The sequence below is a fragment of the Sphingobium scionense genome (assembly GCF_014197035.1).
GTDB classification, from domain to species: domain Bacteria; phylum Pseudomonadota; class Alphaproteobacteria; order Sphingomonadales; family Sphingomonadaceae; genus Sphingobium; species Sphingobium scionense.
Map to the genome: position 1 here is coordinate 203,828 of NZ_JACIEU010000010.1, position 15,643 is coordinate 219,470.

The 15,643-nt window shown below is 66.2% G+C and carries 16 protein-coding genes, 2 tRNA genes and 1 riboswitch; of the genes, 6 read left to right on the forward strand and 12 right to left on the reverse strand.

Going from position 1 to position 15,643, the window contains the following annotated elements; translation table 11 throughout:
- Positions 1–55: 55 nt before the first annotated feature.
- Both GGQ90_RS13885 and dapD read left to right on the forward strand, forming a co-directional pair.
- Positions 56–727, forward strand: coding sequence for a pyrimidine 5'-nucleotidase (locus tag GGQ90_RS13885; RefSeq protein ID WP_188082679.1), 672 nt, complete (start codon positions 56–58; stop codon positions 725–727).
- Positions 724–1,563, forward strand: coding sequence for a 2,3,4,5-tetrahydropyridine-2,6-dicarboxylate N-succinyltransferase (gene dapD / locus GGQ90_RS13890; RefSeq protein WP_188082680.1), 840 nt, complete (start codon positions 724–726; stop codon positions 1,561–1,563). The genes GGQ90_RS13885 and dapD overlap by 4 nt, the downstream gene beginning before the upstream one ends.
- 28 nt (positions 1,564–1,591) lie before the next feature.
- Here the strand turns inward: dapD and cobU are convergent, their stop codons facing one another.
- Genes cobU through GGQ90_RS13930 form a run of 8 tightly spaced genes read right to left on the reverse strand, consistent with a single transcriptional unit; the run spans position 1,592 to position 8,675 of the window.
- A complete protein-coding gene (gene cobU / locus GGQ90_RS13895) occupies positions 1,592–2,098 on the reverse strand; it encodes a bifunctional adenosylcobinamide kinase/adenosylcobinamide-phosphate guanylyltransferase (protein WP_188082681.1) in 507 nt (168 codons plus the stop codon).
- Positions 2,095–3,048: an adenosylcobinamide-phosphate synthase CbiB gene (gene cbiB, locus GGQ90_RS13900; protein ID WP_188082682.1), complete on the reverse strand. Its 954-nt coding sequence runs from the start codon at positions 3,046–3,048 to the stop codon at positions 2,095–2,097. Before cbiB ends, cobU begins: the two co-directional genes overlap by 4 nt.
- Positions 3,041–4,024, reverse strand: a complete 984-nt coding sequence (locus GGQ90_RS13905; RefSeq protein WP_188082683.1) for a threonine-phosphate decarboxylase — start codon at positions 4,022–4,024, stop codon at positions 3,041–3,043. The genes cbiB and GGQ90_RS13905 overlap by 8 nt, the downstream gene beginning before the upstream one ends.
- On the reverse strand, positions 4,021–4,740 hold the full coding sequence (locus GGQ90_RS13910; protein WP_188082684.1) for an adenosylcobinamide-GDP ribazoletransferase: 720 nt from the start codon (positions 4,738–4,740) through the stop codon (positions 4,021–4,023). The genes GGQ90_RS13905 and GGQ90_RS13910 overlap by 4 nt, the downstream gene beginning before the upstream one ends.
- Positions 4,737–5,306, reverse strand: a complete 570-nt coding sequence (locus GGQ90_RS13915; RefSeq protein ID WP_004209730.1) for a histidine phosphatase family protein — start codon at positions 5,304–5,306, stop codon at positions 4,737–4,739. The genes GGQ90_RS13910 and GGQ90_RS13915 overlap by 4 nt, the downstream gene beginning before the upstream one ends.
- Entirely contained in the window at positions 5,303–6,316 is a 1,014-nt protein-coding gene (gene cobT / locus GGQ90_RS13920) for a nicotinate-nucleotide--dimethylbenzimidazole phosphoribosyltransferase (protein ID WP_188082685.1), read from the reverse strand. Before cobT ends, GGQ90_RS13915 begins: the two co-directional genes overlap by 4 nt.
- Complete coding sequence (locus GGQ90_RS13925) at positions 6,313–6,720, reverse strand: DUF1636 domain-containing protein (RefSeq protein ID WP_188082686.1); 408 nt, start codon at positions 6,718–6,720, stop codon at positions 6,313–6,315. The genes cobT and GGQ90_RS13925 overlap by 4 nt, the downstream gene beginning before the upstream one ends.
- Entirely contained in the window at positions 6,720–8,675 is a 1,956-nt protein-coding gene (locus GGQ90_RS13930; protein WP_188082687.1) for a TonB-dependent receptor, read from the reverse strand. Before GGQ90_RS13930 ends, GGQ90_RS13925 begins: the two co-directional genes overlap by 1 nt.
- 136 nt (positions 8,676–8,811) lie before the next feature.
- A riboswitch (cobalamin riboswitch) is annotated at positions 8,812–9,004 on the reverse strand.
- Between the two features lie 66 nt (positions 9,005–9,070).
- On the opposite strand from GGQ90_RS13930, the gene GGQ90_RS13935 reads away from it, so the two are divergent.
- Positions 9,071–9,931, forward strand: coding sequence for an ABC transporter substrate-binding protein (locus tag GGQ90_RS13935; RefSeq protein ID WP_188082688.1), 861 nt, complete (start codon positions 9,071–9,073; stop codon positions 9,929–9,931).
- Between the two features lie 14 nt (positions 9,932–9,945).
- On the opposite strand, the gene GGQ90_RS13940 is transcribed toward GGQ90_RS13935, so the two are convergent.
- Both GGQ90_RS13940 and GGQ90_RS13945 read right to left on the reverse strand, forming a co-directional pair.
- Positions 9,946–10,344: an acyl-CoA thioesterase gene (locus GGQ90_RS13940; RefSeq protein ID WP_188082689.1), complete on the reverse strand. Its 399-nt coding sequence runs from the start codon at positions 10,342–10,344 to the stop codon at positions 9,946–9,948.
- Positions 10,344–12,416, reverse strand: coding sequence for a S9 family peptidase (locus GGQ90_RS13945; protein WP_188082690.1), 2,073 nt, complete (start codon positions 12,414–12,416; stop codon positions 10,344–10,346). Before GGQ90_RS13945 ends, GGQ90_RS13940 begins: the two co-directional genes overlap by 1 nt.
- Positions 12,417–12,526: 110 nt before the next feature.
- Between GGQ90_RS13945 and GGQ90_RS13950 the strand changes: the two genes are divergently transcribed.
- Complete coding sequence (locus GGQ90_RS13950; protein ID WP_188082691.1) at positions 12,527–14,308, forward strand: aminopeptidase P family protein; 1,782 nt, start codon at positions 12,527–12,529, stop codon at positions 14,306–14,308.
- Positions 14,309–14,314: 6 nt separating this feature from the next.
- Here GGQ90_RS13950 and GGQ90_RS13955 read toward each other — a convergent pair whose 3' ends face one another.
- Complete coding sequence (locus tag GGQ90_RS13955) at positions 14,315–14,455, reverse strand: hypothetical protein (protein WP_180275829.1); 141 nt, start codon at positions 14,453–14,455, stop codon at positions 14,315–14,317.
- A 115-nt stretch (positions 14,456–14,570) separates the two neighbouring features.
- Between GGQ90_RS13955 and GGQ90_RS13960 the strand changes: the two genes are divergently transcribed.
- A tRNA-Thr gene (locus GGQ90_RS13960) sits at positions 14,571–14,645 on the forward strand.
- Positions 14,646–15,222: 577 nt separating this feature from the next.
- Positions 15,223–15,462 (forward strand): hypothetical protein, encoded by a 240-nt coding sequence (locus GGQ90_RS13965; protein WP_188082692.1) that lies wholly within the window; start codon positions 15,223–15,225, stop codon positions 15,460–15,462.
- An 86-nt stretch (positions 15,463–15,548) separates the two neighbouring features.
- Here GGQ90_RS13965 and GGQ90_RS13970 read toward each other — a convergent pair.
- Positions 15,549–15,625, reverse strand: a tRNA-Met gene (locus GGQ90_RS13970).
- Positions 15,626–15,643 lie beyond the last annotated feature (18 nt).

The window sequence follows — 15,643 nt, forward strand, 5'->3', positions numbered from 1 at the left end:
GCGCAAAAGCCCCTGCACGCTTGCCCTTCCATCCACAGGGGATTAGGGCGCGGCCATGCGCGCGGACCTGGCCCATGTCGACACCTGGATCTTCGATCTGGACAATACGCTCTATCCGGCGAAGGCGGACCTGTTCGCGCTGATCGACGTGAAGATGGGCGAGTTCATCCAGGGCCTGCTGGGCTGCGACCCGGCCGAGGCGCGGACTGTCCAGAAACGCTATTTCATGGAGCATGGCACGACCCTGTCCGGGCTGATGCACCATCATGGCATCGAGCCGCGCGCATTTCTCGACTATGTCCACGATATTTCGATGGAGCGGCTGGCGGTCGATCCCGATCTCAACGCCCATATCGCCGCCCTGCCCGGCCGCCGGCTGATCTTCACCAATGGCGACGCCACCTATGCCGGCCGCGTGCTCGACCGGCTGGGCCTCGCCGGCGCGTTCGAACTGATCCACGACATCCATGCCTGCCGCTATGTGCCCAAGCCCGATCCGTCGGGCTATGCCGAGTTGTGCAGCGTCCACGCCGTCGACCCGACCCGCGCCGCCTTTTTCGAGGACATGGCGCGCAATCTGAAGCCTGCCAAGGCGATCGGCATGACCACCATCTGGGTCAATAACGGGTCGGAAGCGGGCAATCACGATCATCATCCCGATTTCATCGATTATGAAACCGACCATCTGACGCCGTTCCTGGCGAATATTTTTGGGGAAAGACCATGAGCCAAGACCTTATCGCGATCATCGACGCCGCCTGGGAGGACCGGGCCAACATCAACCTGTCGACCCAGGGCGAAGTCCGCCAGGCGGTCGACAAGGCGCTGGCCCTGCTCGACAAGGGCGAGTTGCGCGTCGCCGAGCCCACTGAGGCTGGCTGGCAGGTCAACCAGTGGGCGAAGAAGGCCGTGCTGCTCTCCTTCCGCCTCAACGACAATGTCATGATCGACAATGGTCCGGGCGCCGGCCACTGGTGGGACAAGGTGCCGAGCAAGTTCGCCGGCTGGGACGAGGCTGCCTTCCGCGCCGCCGGTTTCCGCGCCGTGCCGGGCAGCTTCGCCCGCGCCGGATCGCACATCGCCAAGAATGTCATCCTGATGCCCAGCTTCGTCAACATCGGCGCCTTCGTCGATGAAGGCACGATGGTCGACACCTGGGTGACGGTCGGCAGCTGCGCCCAGATCGGCAAGAATGTCCATCTGTCGGGGGGCGTCGGCATTGGCGGCGTGCTGGAACCGCTGCAGGCCGATCCGGTCATCATCGAGGATGACTGCTTCATCGGCGCCCGTTCGGAAGTGGTCGAAGGCGTGCGCATCGGCAAGGGGTCGGTGCTGTCGATGGGCGTGTTCATCGGCATGTCGACCAAGATCGTCGATCGCGCCACCGGCGAGGTCTTCATCGGCGAAGTGCCGCCCTACTCGGTCGTCGTCCCCGGCTCGCTGCCCGGCAAGCCGCTGCCCGACGGTACGCCCGGCCCCAGCCTCTATTGCGCCGTGATCGTCAAGCGCGTCGACGCCCAGACCCGGTCGAAAACCGGCATCAACGAACTGCTGCGCGACTAATATCCGGAAGGGGCGGTCCGCCGCCCCTTCACCCTTTCAGGGCAAGCGGCAAACCAGCCGCGACGAACACGACCCGATCGGCCACCGCCGCGACCCGCTGGTTCAACGTCCCGGCCAGGTCGCGAAAACGCCGTGCCAGCGCATTGTCCGGCACGATGCCCAGCCCCACTTCATTGGCGACCAGAATGATCGCCCCGTCATGGGCCTGGATCGCGGCGCAGAGCGCATCGGCCGCAGCCTCCCCATCCCGTTCCGCCAGCAGCAGGTTGCTCGCCCACAATGTCAGGCAATCGACCAGCACGGTCTTGCCCCGCGCCGCCGCGAGCGCGCCCGGCAGGTCGATCGGCGCCTCCACCGTTTCCCATTCCGGCCCTCGATCGGCCCGGTGCCGTGCAATCCGGTCGGCCATTTCCGCATCCCAAATCTCGGCCGTGGCGATGAAGAGGCGCGCGCCGGGCAGCGCTTCGGCCGCCGCCTGGGCATGGCGGCTCTTGCCCGATCGCGCACCGCCCAGCACCAGCAGGCTGCTTGTCATATCCTGTCTCCGGCAAACAGCGCCTGCAGCCCCGCCACCAGCCAGAGCAGCAGGCAGGCCTGGACATAGATGGCAAGCGCCCAGCGCAGGTCGAGCGGATCGGCATCAGTCCGTCCGTTGCCGATCCAGGGCTTGTCATGGCGCACGCCATCATAGCGGATCGGTCCGGCCAGCCGCAGGTCGAGCGCGCCCGCCATCGCCGCTTCGGGCCAGCCGGCATTGGGCGAGGCATGGTTGCGCGCGTCCCGCCACATCACCCGCCAGCCGCCACCACCGGCCAGGCAGAGCAGGCAACCGGCCAGCCGCGCCGGGATCAGGTTCATGAGGTCATCGGTGCGCGCCGCCGCCCAGCCGAACGGCCCCCAGGGGGCTTCGCGATGGCCGATCATGCTGTCGGCGGTGTTGATCGCCTTATAGGCCCAGACGCCCGGCAGGCCCAGCAGCAGCAACCAGAAGAAGGGCGCGACGACTCCGTCGCAGAAGCTTTCCGCCAGACTCTCGATCGCGGCGCGGGTCACGCCGGCGGCATCCAGGCTGGCGGTATCGCGGCCGACGATCATGCCGACCGCCTCCCGCGCCGCCGGCAGATCATCGGCCACCAATGCGCGGTGGACGGCGCGGACATGGCTGTGCAGGCTGCGCAGTGCAAGCGCCGGATAGGCCAGCAGGCCGATCAGCATCCAGCTCAAGGGTGCCGGCAGCCAGAGCCGCAGCAGATGCTGGACCAGCCATCCGCCGCCACCCGAGACGAGCAGCAGGACCAGCAGGGTCGCGATGCCGCCAACCCGCCGGGCAAGCGCGCTGCGGATGGGATCGTTCCAGCATGCAGCACAATGATCGATGAGACGCGCAAAGCCGCCGACCGGATGGCCGATCCGGCGATAAAGCGCCGCCGGCCAGCCGACCACTGCGTCGAGTGTCAGCGCGATCAGCGCAACCGGGTCAGCCATGGCGGAGCGCCTGCTTCAGCCGTGCAAGACCGATAGCATCCGCAGGCAGACCGATACGCAGCCAGTTCGGCTGGGCCTCGAACGGCCGGGTCAGGATCGCCTGCCCGGCCAGCCGCTCGAACAGGGCCATGGCATCGGCTGTTTCGATCAGGCGGAAGAGCGGGCTTTGGCCCATGGGCTGATAACCGTAGTGGACCAGTAACGCGTCGAGCGCCTGCGCCTCCCGCTGGAGCTGGTCGCGCATCGCTTCTATCCAACCGCTATCGCGATAGGCGGCCGTGCCGATGGCAATGGCGGCGGCCGACACCGGCCAGGCACCCAGCCGCTCCCGGACCCGCGCGATGATCGCGCGCGGCGCCACCAGAAAGCCGAGGCGCAGGCCGGCAAGCCCGAAAAACTTGCCGAAGGAGCGCAGCAGCATGAGGCGGCGATCGTCGGCCACGAAGGGCGCCAGGCTGATGCCGGGATGGCCATCGGCAAAGGCCTCGTCCACCACCAGCCAGCCGTCCGGCCCGCGCCGGTCGAGCAGTGCCACAAGATCGGCCGCGTCATGAAAGCGCCCGTCGGGGTTATTCGGATTGGCGAGGATAAGCGTCTGCCCGTCCGCATCGCCCAGACGGTCGATATCGACCGGCGCTGCGCCGGGCACCATCGCGCCATGGGTGCGATAGGCTGGGCTGGCATGGCGGACCGAGCCGTCAAGCAAAGTGCCGACGAGGCGCAGGCCAACCTCCGTCCCCGGCAGCGCGCAGACATGATCGGCCGCGACGCCGAAATGATCGGCCGCCGCCTGTTCGAGCGCGCGCAGCCCCTGCTCGTCGGGCAAGACGCGCCAGTCGATGGCCTGCTCGGCAGCGCCGGGCCAGGCATGGGGATTGATGCCTGTGGATAAGTCGAGCCAGCTTTCGGGCGCGCCACCGAAATGCGCGCTCGCCGCCGCGACGCCGCCGCCATGCCATGTCCAGCGCGCCGTCATGTCGCGCCGCCAGCGATCAGGACGACGAAAAGCAGCCCGCTTTCAACCAGTTCGATACCCGCGCCATGGCCATCGCCGGAAATGCCGCCCAGCCTGCGCTTCAGCCACAGGCCCCAGAGCAGCATCAGCAGCGGCGCAGCGAGCAAGGCCGGCAGCCACCAGGCAGCGATTATCAACAAACTTATCCACAGGGCGATGTGGATCGTTTTGACGGTATCGGCAAAGCGCGCGCCCAGCCCTGCATGCAGGGGCGGCAGCATCCGCGCCCACAGCAGCGGCCCGATCCGCGCGGCAAAGGGAATGAGCAGCAGCGGCAGCATCATGCCCCGTTCGACCAGCGCGTGGAGCAGCAGCAGCTTGGCGATCAGTTGCAGGCCGATCGCCACCACGCCGAAACTGCCGACATGCGGGTCGGCCAGCACCGCCAGCAGCCGGTCGCGCCCCTTATGCACCGCGCCGCAGGCGTCGGCGATGTCGCCGAGCCCGTCGAGATGCAGCGCCCCGGTCACGCCGACCCAGCAGAGCAGCCCGGCCAGCGCCCCGATCCAGGGATCGATGCGCACGCCAAGATTGACAGCGAACATGACAGATAGACCGACCATCGCGCCGACCGCCGGAAACCATCGGATCGACCGTGCGAAGTCTGTCTCGTTCGCTGTCACCTTTGGCATCGGCAGGCGGGTGAGAAACTGGATGGCAAGGACCAGCCCCTTCATGGGCGCAGGCCCGTGATACGGGCGAGCGGCGGCTCCCCGGTCCAGCGTTCCAGCGACAGCAAGGCGGCATAGGGCAGGCCGAAGCTCCAGCTCTGCTGCACGCTGAACCCGCACAGATGGGCCAGCGCCGCGCGCATCGCCCCGCCATGGGTCAGCACCAAGGTTGGCACGCGCGGCAGATCCTCGACCGCATCGGCAATCCGCCCCAACAATGCCGTCCAGCCCTCGCTGCCCGGCGGCGCGAAGCCATCGGGATCCTGCCAGAAACGGGCGAGCGCCTCGGGATCGACATCGGCCGGGGCCAGACCGTCCCAGATGCCGAAATCCAGTTCCCGCCAGCGCGGATCGACCCATACCGGCAACCCGGCGCGCTCGCCGATCGCCGTCGCCGCCTGCCGGGCGCGCTGCAGGTCGGACGTCACGATCATCTCGATCTCCAGCCCCTCCGCCTGCGCCAGGCAGGCGTCGATGCCCGCGCGCGTCGGCACGCTGTCGGTGCGCCCCAGCAACAGGCCGGGCGTCTCGGGCGCACCATGCCGCAGCAGATGGAGCGGCATGCCCATCATGTCGCGGTCGACACCGCCGCTTCGGCAAAGGTCGCCATGCCGGCATGGGCCGCCACCGCTGCGCGGATGATATTGGCCGCTACCGCCGCGCCGCTGCCTTCCCCCAGCCGCATGTCGAGGCGCAGCAGCGGTTCAAGGCCCATCCGCTCCAGCAGCAGGCCATGGCCCGGCTCGGCCGAGCAATGGCCGGCCAGGCAATGGTCGGCAAAGGCCGGCACCTGCGCCACCAGCGGCGCGATCGCGGCGCAACTGATGAAACCGTCGAGCAGCACCGGCACACCCAGCTGGCGTGCCCGCAGCACCGCGCCGGCAATCGCCGCCAGTTCGCGCCCGCCCAGCCGGCGCAGCGTTTCGAAGGCACCGTCCGGCGCATCGGCATGGAAGGCCAGCGCGCGATCGATCGTCGCTATCTTGCGCGCAATCCCCTCGCCATCGACGCCCGTGCCGGGACCAACCCAGTCACTGACGTTTCCGCCAAAGCTGCGGGCGCTCAGGGCTGCGGCGGCGGTCGAATTGCCGATCCCCATTTCGCCCACGACCAGCAGGTCCAGATCCTCCTCGGCCGCCGCCGCGCCGATCGACAGCGCGGTCAGGCACTCCTCCTCGGTCATGGCGGGGGCAATGGTGAAGTCCGCCGTCGGCCGGTCCAGGTCGATGGAGCGGACCGCCAGCTCCAGCCCCGCCACGCCAGCCAGCGCATTGATCGCCGCGCCGCCAGCGGCGAAATTGGCGACCATCTGCGCGGTCACGGCGGCGGGATAGGCGCTGACGCCATGGACGGTGAAGCCATGATTGCCGGCAAAGATCGCGGCACGCGCCCGCTTCAGGCGCGGCACCGCGCGTCCCTGCCAGCTTGCCATGAAGATCGCGACATCCTCCAGCCGGCCGAGCGCCCCCAATGGCTTGGTCAGTTCGGCCTGCCGCGCCCGTGCAGCCGTGCTGGCCAGTTCCTCGGCCGGCGGCAGGTTGGCCAGGGCATTTTCGAAATCGGTGATCGAGGCGAAGCTCATTCGACGACAAATCCTTCCGGCGGGGTACGGGTGATGAAATGGCCCTTCACGCCTTCGGGCCATTCGCGAAAGGCGACGCGGCCATGCTCGCTGACGGTATAGGCAATGGCGTAATCGAGGATCGCGCGTGCCGCATCGGCATCCGGAGCAAAGCGCCCCAGAACATAGCCGACCTTGCCCGGCGCGCGCAGATGGACGGTGCAATGATCCTGGCAGGCGAACAGGCAGGGCGTGTCCTGCACCGCCACGGCGGCATAGCGCGGGTCGGAGGCCTGCACGCTGCGCAGCGCCTCCGCCAGTCGTGCCCCGCCGCGCACGCCCTCCTCATCCTCCCGCATCGTCGCCGAATGACGGCAGGTATTGCAGGTGACGATGGCGGGGCCGGGTTCGACAGGGCGCAGCATCAGAAGCGCCCCCGGAAGCCGGCATAGAGGCTGCGGCCGAGCGTGCCATAGCGATAGGCCGTCATATAATTCTCGTCGAAGAGATTCTCGACGCGGGCAAAGAGCCGCAACGCCGGAGTCAGCGCATATTCGGCGCGCAGGTCGACCAGCGTATAATCGTCCAGCCGCGTCGTGTTGGCCGCATTGTCATAGCTGTGGCCGGACCAGCGCACCGCCGCGCCGGTGGTGAGGCCGAAGGGCCAGGCATAGCTGATCGCGCCATTGGCGCTGTTGCGCGGCCGACGCGGCAGCCAGTTGCCCTCGTTCGCGGTCCCCTCCGAACGATCCTCCGCTACCGTCCAGCTATAATTGCCGTCGATGGTCAGCCCCTTGACCGGCTCGACCGCCGCCTGCGCCTCTACGCCATGTGCCTTGGCGCGCGCGACATTGAGATAATAGCCATAGCGGCGAGTGGTGGTGCCGGGCGTGAAGCAGAGCGGATCGGTCGAACTGGTGGAACAGCTATTATAGATGATCTGGTCGGTCGTGGTCCGGTCGAACCAGGTCGCGCCCAGCCGAAGTTTCTCGCCAAAGAAACGCTGCTCCGCGCCGGCTTCCCAGCCATGGGCGCGTTCGGGATCGAGCGCCTGGTTCCCATATTCGGAATAGAGCTGATAGAGGGTCGGCGCCTTGAACCCCTCGCCATAGCTGGCGCGCAGCACCGTCCCGGTCGGCAGCGCCCAGACGCCGCCGGCGGAAAAGAGGGTGTGGCCGCCATAGCGGTCATGATCGTCGTAACGCACACCGCCGGTCAGGGTCAGGCCTGTAATCGGCTGGGCATTGAGCTGGCCATAGACGCTCGTGATCTCCGCCTTGCCGCGAGCCGGATCGGGAATCGGCACCGACAGCGACGCCGAAGGTGACACGCTGCGGAAGCGGCTATTCTCATTCTCCACCCCGAACAGCGCGGTCCAGCCGTCGGCGATCGCGAAGCTGCCCTGATATTCCAGCCGCTGGTTGCGCCCCGCTGCATCGAAGCTCTGCTTGCGCTGGTTGCGCGGGTCGTAATTGTCACGATCGGTGTCGGTATAGCCATAGCCGAAACGGTTGCGGAACCGACCGTCGAGCAGCGCCAGGTTGAGACCGGCATAGCCGACAAATTCGCGATTGGTGCCATAGGCCGGGCTGTCCGCGCTGGTCCCGTCGAAATCGACCCGGCCGTCGGAATAATAGCCGCGCAGGTCCGCGCTGATCCCGTCGGCCAGAGCCACCTCTACCCGGCCGGTGACGCTGCGATTGGTATAGCCGTCCTTCTCCTTGCCGCCAAAGGCCGGGCTGATCGCCGAAATGCCGTTGGTGGTGAAGCTCTGGCCGCCGATCCGCCAACTGACCGGGCCGGTCTTCCCGCCCAACGCCGCGCGGGCGCTGACCGTATCGCGCGACCCCGCCTCTATGTCGAAGCTACCCTCCAGCGCCTGTTCGGGCATGGCGGTGACGACATTGACGACGCCGCCGATCGCCTGGCTGCCCCACAGGGTCGACTGGGGGCCGCGCAGCACTTCTATGCGCGAGGCATCGCCGACCAGCAGGTTGGCGAAATTATAGCCCCCGCCGGCCGAGGAGGGATCGTTGAGCTTCACGCCGTCGATCACCACCACGGTCTGGTCGGATTCCGCGCCCCGAATGCGCAGCGAGGTCGCCGTGCCATAGCCGCCGTTGCGCGAGATGCTGACGCCCGGCGTGCGCAGCAGCAATTCGGTGACGCCCAGATCCTGCGCCCGGTCGATCGCCGCCTTGTCGAGCACGGTGACGGAGGCCGGCACCTGATCGACCGGCGTGGCGAGGCGGGTCGCGGTGACGAGGATCGAGGATGCCCCGGCATCGGCGGCGGCATCGGGCGGTGGTGCCTGTTGCGCCGTTTCGGCGAAAGCGGTGGTGGAGAGAAGGAAAGAACAGAAAGTCAGATATTTGAACATGCAAGCCCCCGGACGAGGGACCATATCCTGGAGACGTTATCGGTGCCCGGACGGACGCGACATGGCCCCCGCAAGATGCGGTCCACCTGTCGTCACGCGGGTTCACCCCCGTCCGCTCGGCACACCCTGTCCGCGCGAAGGACGACCGCGACGGGCAGGTCTCCTGGCTTGCGGGTCGTCGCTTATTCGTGCCGCCTTCTCAGAACCTTGCGGCCCCAATGGCATGTGGCACAAAGGCTCGCCGCTCACAGTTGCAGGGGCAGCCGGGGTCTTGAACCCCATTCCCTTTTCATCCCCGTTGCCGGGAAACCTGTCGCAGCCCGGGCGATAGGCGAGCGCGGCGGGAGCGTCAATCTTCCTTGCCTGGAGCAGCCTCCCGGCTAAGGGAGAAGGCCATGCGGATATTTGCGCCCATCGGCCCCGGCAAGGGGATGATCGCCCTGATGATCGCCCTGATCGGCGGTGCCACATTATGGGCGGCCGCCACGCGTCCGCCTGCCAATGCAGGCAAACGTCCGCAACGGATCGTGTCGCTGAACCTGTGCGCCGACCAGTTGCTGGTGGCGCTGGCCGATCGCGACCAGATTGCCGGCCTGACCCATAATGCCCCGGACCGCCAGATGTCGGCGGTGGCTGCCGCGACCCGAGGGCTGCCGATTCTGAACGGTTCCGCCGAGCAGATATTGGCGACCAATCCCGATCTGGTGATCGGCATGCCGGCGCGACGCAATCCGGCAATCGCGATCCTCAAGGCGCAACATTACCCCGCAGTCGATCTGAAAAGCGCCGATAGCTACGCCGATATCGTCGCGTCGATTCGCACCGTGGCGCAGGCGATCGGCCACACGGACCGCGGCGAAGCGATGATCGCGCGGATGGACCGTGACCTAGCGGCCCTGCCCCGAGCGCCCCGGCAGAAGGTCGCTGCCTATTATCAGCGGCGCGGCTACATGACCGGCACCGGCACGCTGGTCGACGACCTGATGACGCGGGCGGGGCTGCGCAATCTGGCCGCCGACCTTGGCAAGCCGGCGATCGCGCAGGTCAGCCTGGAGGAAATGGTCGCGGCCCGGCCCGACTATTTGATCGTCGAGAGCGCGACCGACCGGATCACCGACCAGGGCACCGAAATGCTGCATCATCCCGTGCTGCGCGACATACCGCGCATCAGCCTGCCCCAGGCCTGGACCGTGTGCGGCGGGCCGGCCTATGTGCAGGCGGCCCGCGCCCTGTCACAGGCCGTCAGCACTCGCTGAGCGCTGCCGGCGGCTCAGCCCTCGACGAAATTCGCCGCAACTTCGGGCGGCACCCGCATCAGCCGACCGCTTGCCTTGTCGATCATCGCCCAGGTCGAGCGGGCCGACACCTTCACCTTGCCGTCCGGCCCGGTGAACTCGATCAGCCGATCGAACCGCGCGCCGCGCGGTCCTTCCGGAATCCAGGTGCGGCCCGACACGACATCGCCCTCGGTCACGTTACCGCGATAATCGACCTCATGCCGGGTCACGACCCAGATATAGGCGTCGACATGGGCGGGATCGGCATCGGTCGTCCAATGTTCGACCGACAATTGCTCCATCCACTGCACCCACACCGCGTTGTTCACATGGCCCAGCACATCGATATGCTCGGGCCGCGCGGTGAAGGACTTGGTGAAGCTCGACGCCATCAGCCTTCCACTCCCAGCTGCCACAGGATGAACGCGAATTCCTCGGCGGTTTCGTGCAGGCTTTCGAACCGCCCGGACTTGCCGCCATGGCCTGCGCCCATATTGGTCTTGAGCAACAGGATATTGCTGTCGGTCTTGGTCGCGCGCAGCTTCGCCACCCATTTGGCCGGCTCCCAATAGGTCACGCGCGGATCGTTGAGCCCGGCGGTCACCATCAGCGGCGGATAGGCCTGCGCACTGACATGGGTGTAGGGATCATAGGACTGGATGGTGCGGAATGCGTCCTCATCCTCGATCGGATTGCCCCATTCGGGCCATTCGCCCGGCGTCAGCGGAAGCGTCTCGTCCAGCATGGTGTTCAGCACGTCGACGAACGGCACATGCGCCACCACCGCGCCCCACAGATCGGGATCGGAGTTGATAACCGCACCCATCAGCTCGCCGCCGGCCGATCCGCCCGAAATGCTGATCCTGCCCCTGGTCGAATAGCCAAGATCGATCAGCCCCTTCGCGACATCGACGAAATCGGTGAAGGTGTTGGTGCGCTTGTCGAGCTTGCCGTCCAGATACCATTGCTGGCCCATGTCGTCGCCGCCGCGAATATGGGCGATGGCAAAGGCAAAGCCGCGATCCAGCAGCGACAGGCGGCTGGTCGAGAAGCCCGGCTCCATCGCCAGACCATAGGCGCCATAGCCATAAAGGTGCAGCGGCGCGCTGCCGTCGCGGGGGAAATCGGCGGGATAGACGATCGACACCGGAATCTGCGTGCCGTCGCGCGCCGCGATCATCAGCCGCTCGGTGGCATAAAGGCTGGCGTCATAGCCCGAGGGAATTTCCTGGACCTTGAGTATCTCCAGCTCACCCGTTTCCAGATGATAATCATAGATGGTGTCGGGCGTGACCATCGATTCATAACCGATGCGCAGCTTCGTCACCTCATATTCGGGATTGTCGTCGAGGCTCGCCGAATAGCTGGCTTCCGGGAACGGAATGCGCTTGGCGCTGTGGGTCGCATAATCGCGCAGCTCGATCTGGTCGAGCCCGTCCTGCCGCCCCTCGGTGACGTAGAAGGTCTTGAACAGGGTGAAATCGGTCAGGTAGAAATGCGCGTCCGCGCCGATCACTTCCTCCCACTGGTCGGGCGCGCCCAGCGTCGCCTTCACCAGTCGGAAATTGGGATGGGTGTCGTTGGTCTTGATGTAGAGCGTGCCCTCATGCTCATCGACGTCATATTCGCGGCCGGCCTGGCGCGCGGCGACGAGCAGCGGCGTCGCGGTCGGATTGTCGGCGGGCACCAGCCAAGCTTCGCTGGTGACATGGTCGCCGGTCGCGATGACGATCCATTTTTCCGAGGAAGTGAGGCCGATCGAAACGCGAAAGCCCTCGTCATCCTCATGGAACAGTTCGACGTCGCTGGCGACATCCTGGCCCAGCCAGTGCAGCCGCGCATTGTCGGTCCGCCAATTCTCGTTGGCGAGGCCATAGAGCAGCCCCTTGGAATCGCTGGTCCACACCAGCGACGACAATGTGTCGGGAATGACTTCGGGCAGGATTTCGCCCGAGAAGAGATCCTTGATCCGCGCCTCGAACCGTTCGGAACCATTGGTGTCGATCGCATAGGCAAGGTAGCGGCCGTCCGGGCTGACCGACATGGCGCCCAGGCGGAAATAGTCATGCCCCTGCGCCAGTGCGGGTTCGTCCAGGATCAGCTGGTCGTCACCGCCTGCTGCGGGCTTGCGATACCATTTGCGATATTGGGCGCCGGTCTCGAACGCACGCCAGTAGATATAGTCGCCATCCTTCTGCGGGACCGACTGGTCATCCTCCTTGATGCGCCCCTTCATCTCGTGGAACAGCGTGTCGAGCAGCGGCTTGTGCGGCGCCATCGCCCCCTCGAACCAGGCGTTCTCAGCCTCCAGATAGGCCAGCACATCCTTGTCCTTGACGTCAGGGTAACCGGGATCGCGCAGCCATGCGTAAGGATCGTCCACCGTGATGCCATGATGCGCGAAACTGTGCGCGCGGCGCTCGGCGATCGGCGGGGACAGGGGCGGCTGCATTTGATCGGTCATTAACTATCCATGGTCCAGACGGGGGCTGCGCTGGAATAAGCGTGCCGGTCCCTCTATGTTGTCGGCATTATGGCCAACGCAAGAGGCCGGAATGATCCAAGGGAAGTTCGATGTCCAGTTATGAAGATCGCCTGAAGGCCCTGCGTGCCCAGTTGGTGCGCCAGAAGCTCGATGGTTTCGTGGTCCCCCTGACCGACGAGCATATGAGCGAATATGTCGGCGCCTATGCCCAGCGGCTCGCCTGGCTGACCGGTTTCCAGGGTTCGGCCGGCAGCGCCGTGGTCCTGCCGGAGGCGGCCGCGATCTTCGTCGACGGCCGCTACACGCTACAGGTGCGCGAGCAGGTGGACGGCGCCCATTGGCAATATCAAAGCGTGCCGCAGACCTCGATCGCCGCCTGGCTGAAGGATCATGCGGGCGAAGGCGCGCGCATCGGCTATGATTCCTGGCTGCACACCCGCGCCTGGGTGAAGCAGGCGACACAGGCCCTAGCGGACAAGGGCGCCGAGCTGGTCGCGGTCGACACCAACCCCGTCGATGCCGTCTGGCCCGATCGCCCGGCGCCCAGCGACGCCAAGCTGGTGGTCCATGAGGATCGCTATGCCGGCAAGAATGCGGCCGAGAAGCGTGCCGATATCGCCGACTGGCTGGTGTCGAAGAAGGCAGACGCCGCCGTCCTCTCCGCGCTCGATTCGATCGCCTGGGCCTTCAACATCCGCGGCAAGGATGTCGAGCGCACCCCGGTCGCGCTGGCCTATGCCATCGTCCATGCCGATGCGACCGCCGACCTCTATGTCGCGCCGGAAAAGATGGACGAGGCGGTCGCCAAGCATTTGGGCAATGCCGTGCGCATCCATGACCGCGCCGCCTTTGCCGATGCGCTGGCAGCGCTGAGCGGCAAGAGCGTCGTCGCCGACCCCGAGCGCGCCGTCGCCGCGATCTTCGAAGCACTCGACGCGGGCGGCGCGCAGATACTCAGCCTGCGCGACCCCGTGGTCCTGCCCAAGGCGATCAAGAATGATACCGAGATCGCCGGGCACAAGGCGGCGCAAGCGCGCGATGGCGCGGCACTCAGCCGCTTCCTCCACTGGATCGCGGTCGAGGCTCCCAAGGGCGGCCTGGATGAGATGAGCGCGGCCGACCGGCTGGAAGCCTTCCGTCAGGATACCGGCCTGCTGCAGGATCTGTCGTTCGACACGATCAGCGGCGCCGGCCCCAATGGCGCGGTCGTTCATTACAAGGTCGAGGAAAAGACCAACCGCCCGATCGAGACGGGCAGCTTCTACCTGGTCGATTCGGGCGGCCAGTATCGCGACGGCACCACCGACGTGACCCGCACCATCGCCATCGGTACGCCGAGCGAAGAGATGAAGCAGCGCTTCACCCTGGTGCTGAAGGGGCATATCGCGCTTGCTCGCGCCGTCTTCCCGGTCGGCACGCGCGGCGGCCAGCTCGACGTGCTGGCGCGCCAATATCTGTGGGCGCAGGGTCTGGATTATGCCCATGGCACCGGCCATGGCGTCGGCAGCTTCCTGTCGGTGCATGAAGGGCCGCAGCGGATCGCGACCTTCGGCGGCGGCGACGAGCCGCTGGTGGCGGGCATGATCCTCTCGAACGAGCCGGGCTATTACAAGACCGGCGAATATGGCATCCGCATCGAGAATCTGGTGCTGGTCGAGGAACGGGCGATCGCCGGCGGCGAAAAGCCCATGCTGGGCTTTGAAACCCTGACCTTCGCGCCAATCGACCGCAATGCCATCGTCACCGACCTGCTGGATGCAGGCGAGCGTGCCTGGGTCGACGCCTATCATGCGCAGGTGCTGGCCGTGGTCGGCCCACAGCTCGATGGCGAGGCCCTGGCCTGGCTGCAGGCGGCCTGCGCAGCCCTGTAACGCGGATCAGTCTTTCGACGGTTCCGGCGCGGGGGCGGGCTCAGTCCCCTCCCGCGCCACATCGCGGCTCTGGGCCTTGCGCCGCCGCAAATTGTCGCGCAGCGCCTGCGCCAGCCTGGCTTTCTTTTCGTCCTGGGTCTCGCTCATGACAAAGCGCATAAGCAAAATGCATAATCTACCGCAACCCGCCTTGACAGGACGCGCGGGGGCGGCCATAGGCGCGACCTCCGAAGCGCACAACGCGACGGAGACGAAATAGAGTGCTGCCGTAGCTCAGTGGTAGAGCGCATCCTTGGTAAGGCTGAGGTCGCGAGTTCAATCCTCGCCGGCAGCACCATTTCTTCCTTTTTTCCTGCAACTCAAAAGTTTCCCACCGGGAATTGCACCTCTGCAGGAAGCCCCTTTCAGACCATCGCAGAGTCAAGAGCAGAACTGCTGCCGAACATGTAGCTGTTAGGTCGCCATACCAACCGGCAGGCGCACCTCGAACCGCGCAGGCGAAGCCGATGGGTAGAGCGCCTCACTGACAGTTTATTTGGCGACGCTTGCAATATGTCTGGCGCCCGATCGATTCCATCTGCCTCTGAGGCTGCGGACGCCCTGTTGCGCACGTAGACGCAATGTTGCGTGCGTGATGCGTTTGCGGATGCGCTTGCGCCGTTTGGAGAGGTGGCGGTGGACCTGCCGCTGACGCCGGCCAAGCTGCTGACGATGATCGAGGGGCGGCTCTGGCCTGAGCGTCCGGTCAGCCGCTTCCATCCCGATCATCGGGTGCTGGAGGTCGAAGCCCCTGCCCCGGTAAAGCCCTCTCCCCCGCCGGTCGCGCCAGCCATTCCGGTTGGGATTGAGGGGGCGTGGAAGCTTGTGCTTGCGACGCCGATGGGCCCGCAGCGTTCTTCATGTGGTGTTCGCGAATGGCGGGAGACCGGTTCGACGCGGGCGACATGGAAAGGCAATCGCAGTCCGATCCGGGCCTGGTCGCGGAGGCAGGCTTGGACCTGGAGATTGGGATTTTGCGCGGCGGTGGCTTTCCGGTGATCCGTGATGTCGTGATGGTGGCGATTGTTGCGGTATCGGGCGGTTCGCTGAGCGGCGTTCAGGGTCTGTACGAGGCTTGCGCGCGGATTGCTGTGGCCCGGCTGCAAGATCGTTGAGGCGGAACGGGGCGAGCGCTCGCGATGATTTCGGGGCACAAAAAAGCCGCCGCGGCTGATCCAAGACGGCTGTTTATGTGTGTGTATGGTTGCGGGAGTAGGATTTGAACCTACGACCTTCAGGTTATGAGCCTGACGAGCTACCGGGCTGCTCCATCCCGCGACACTGGGCGATTATGTG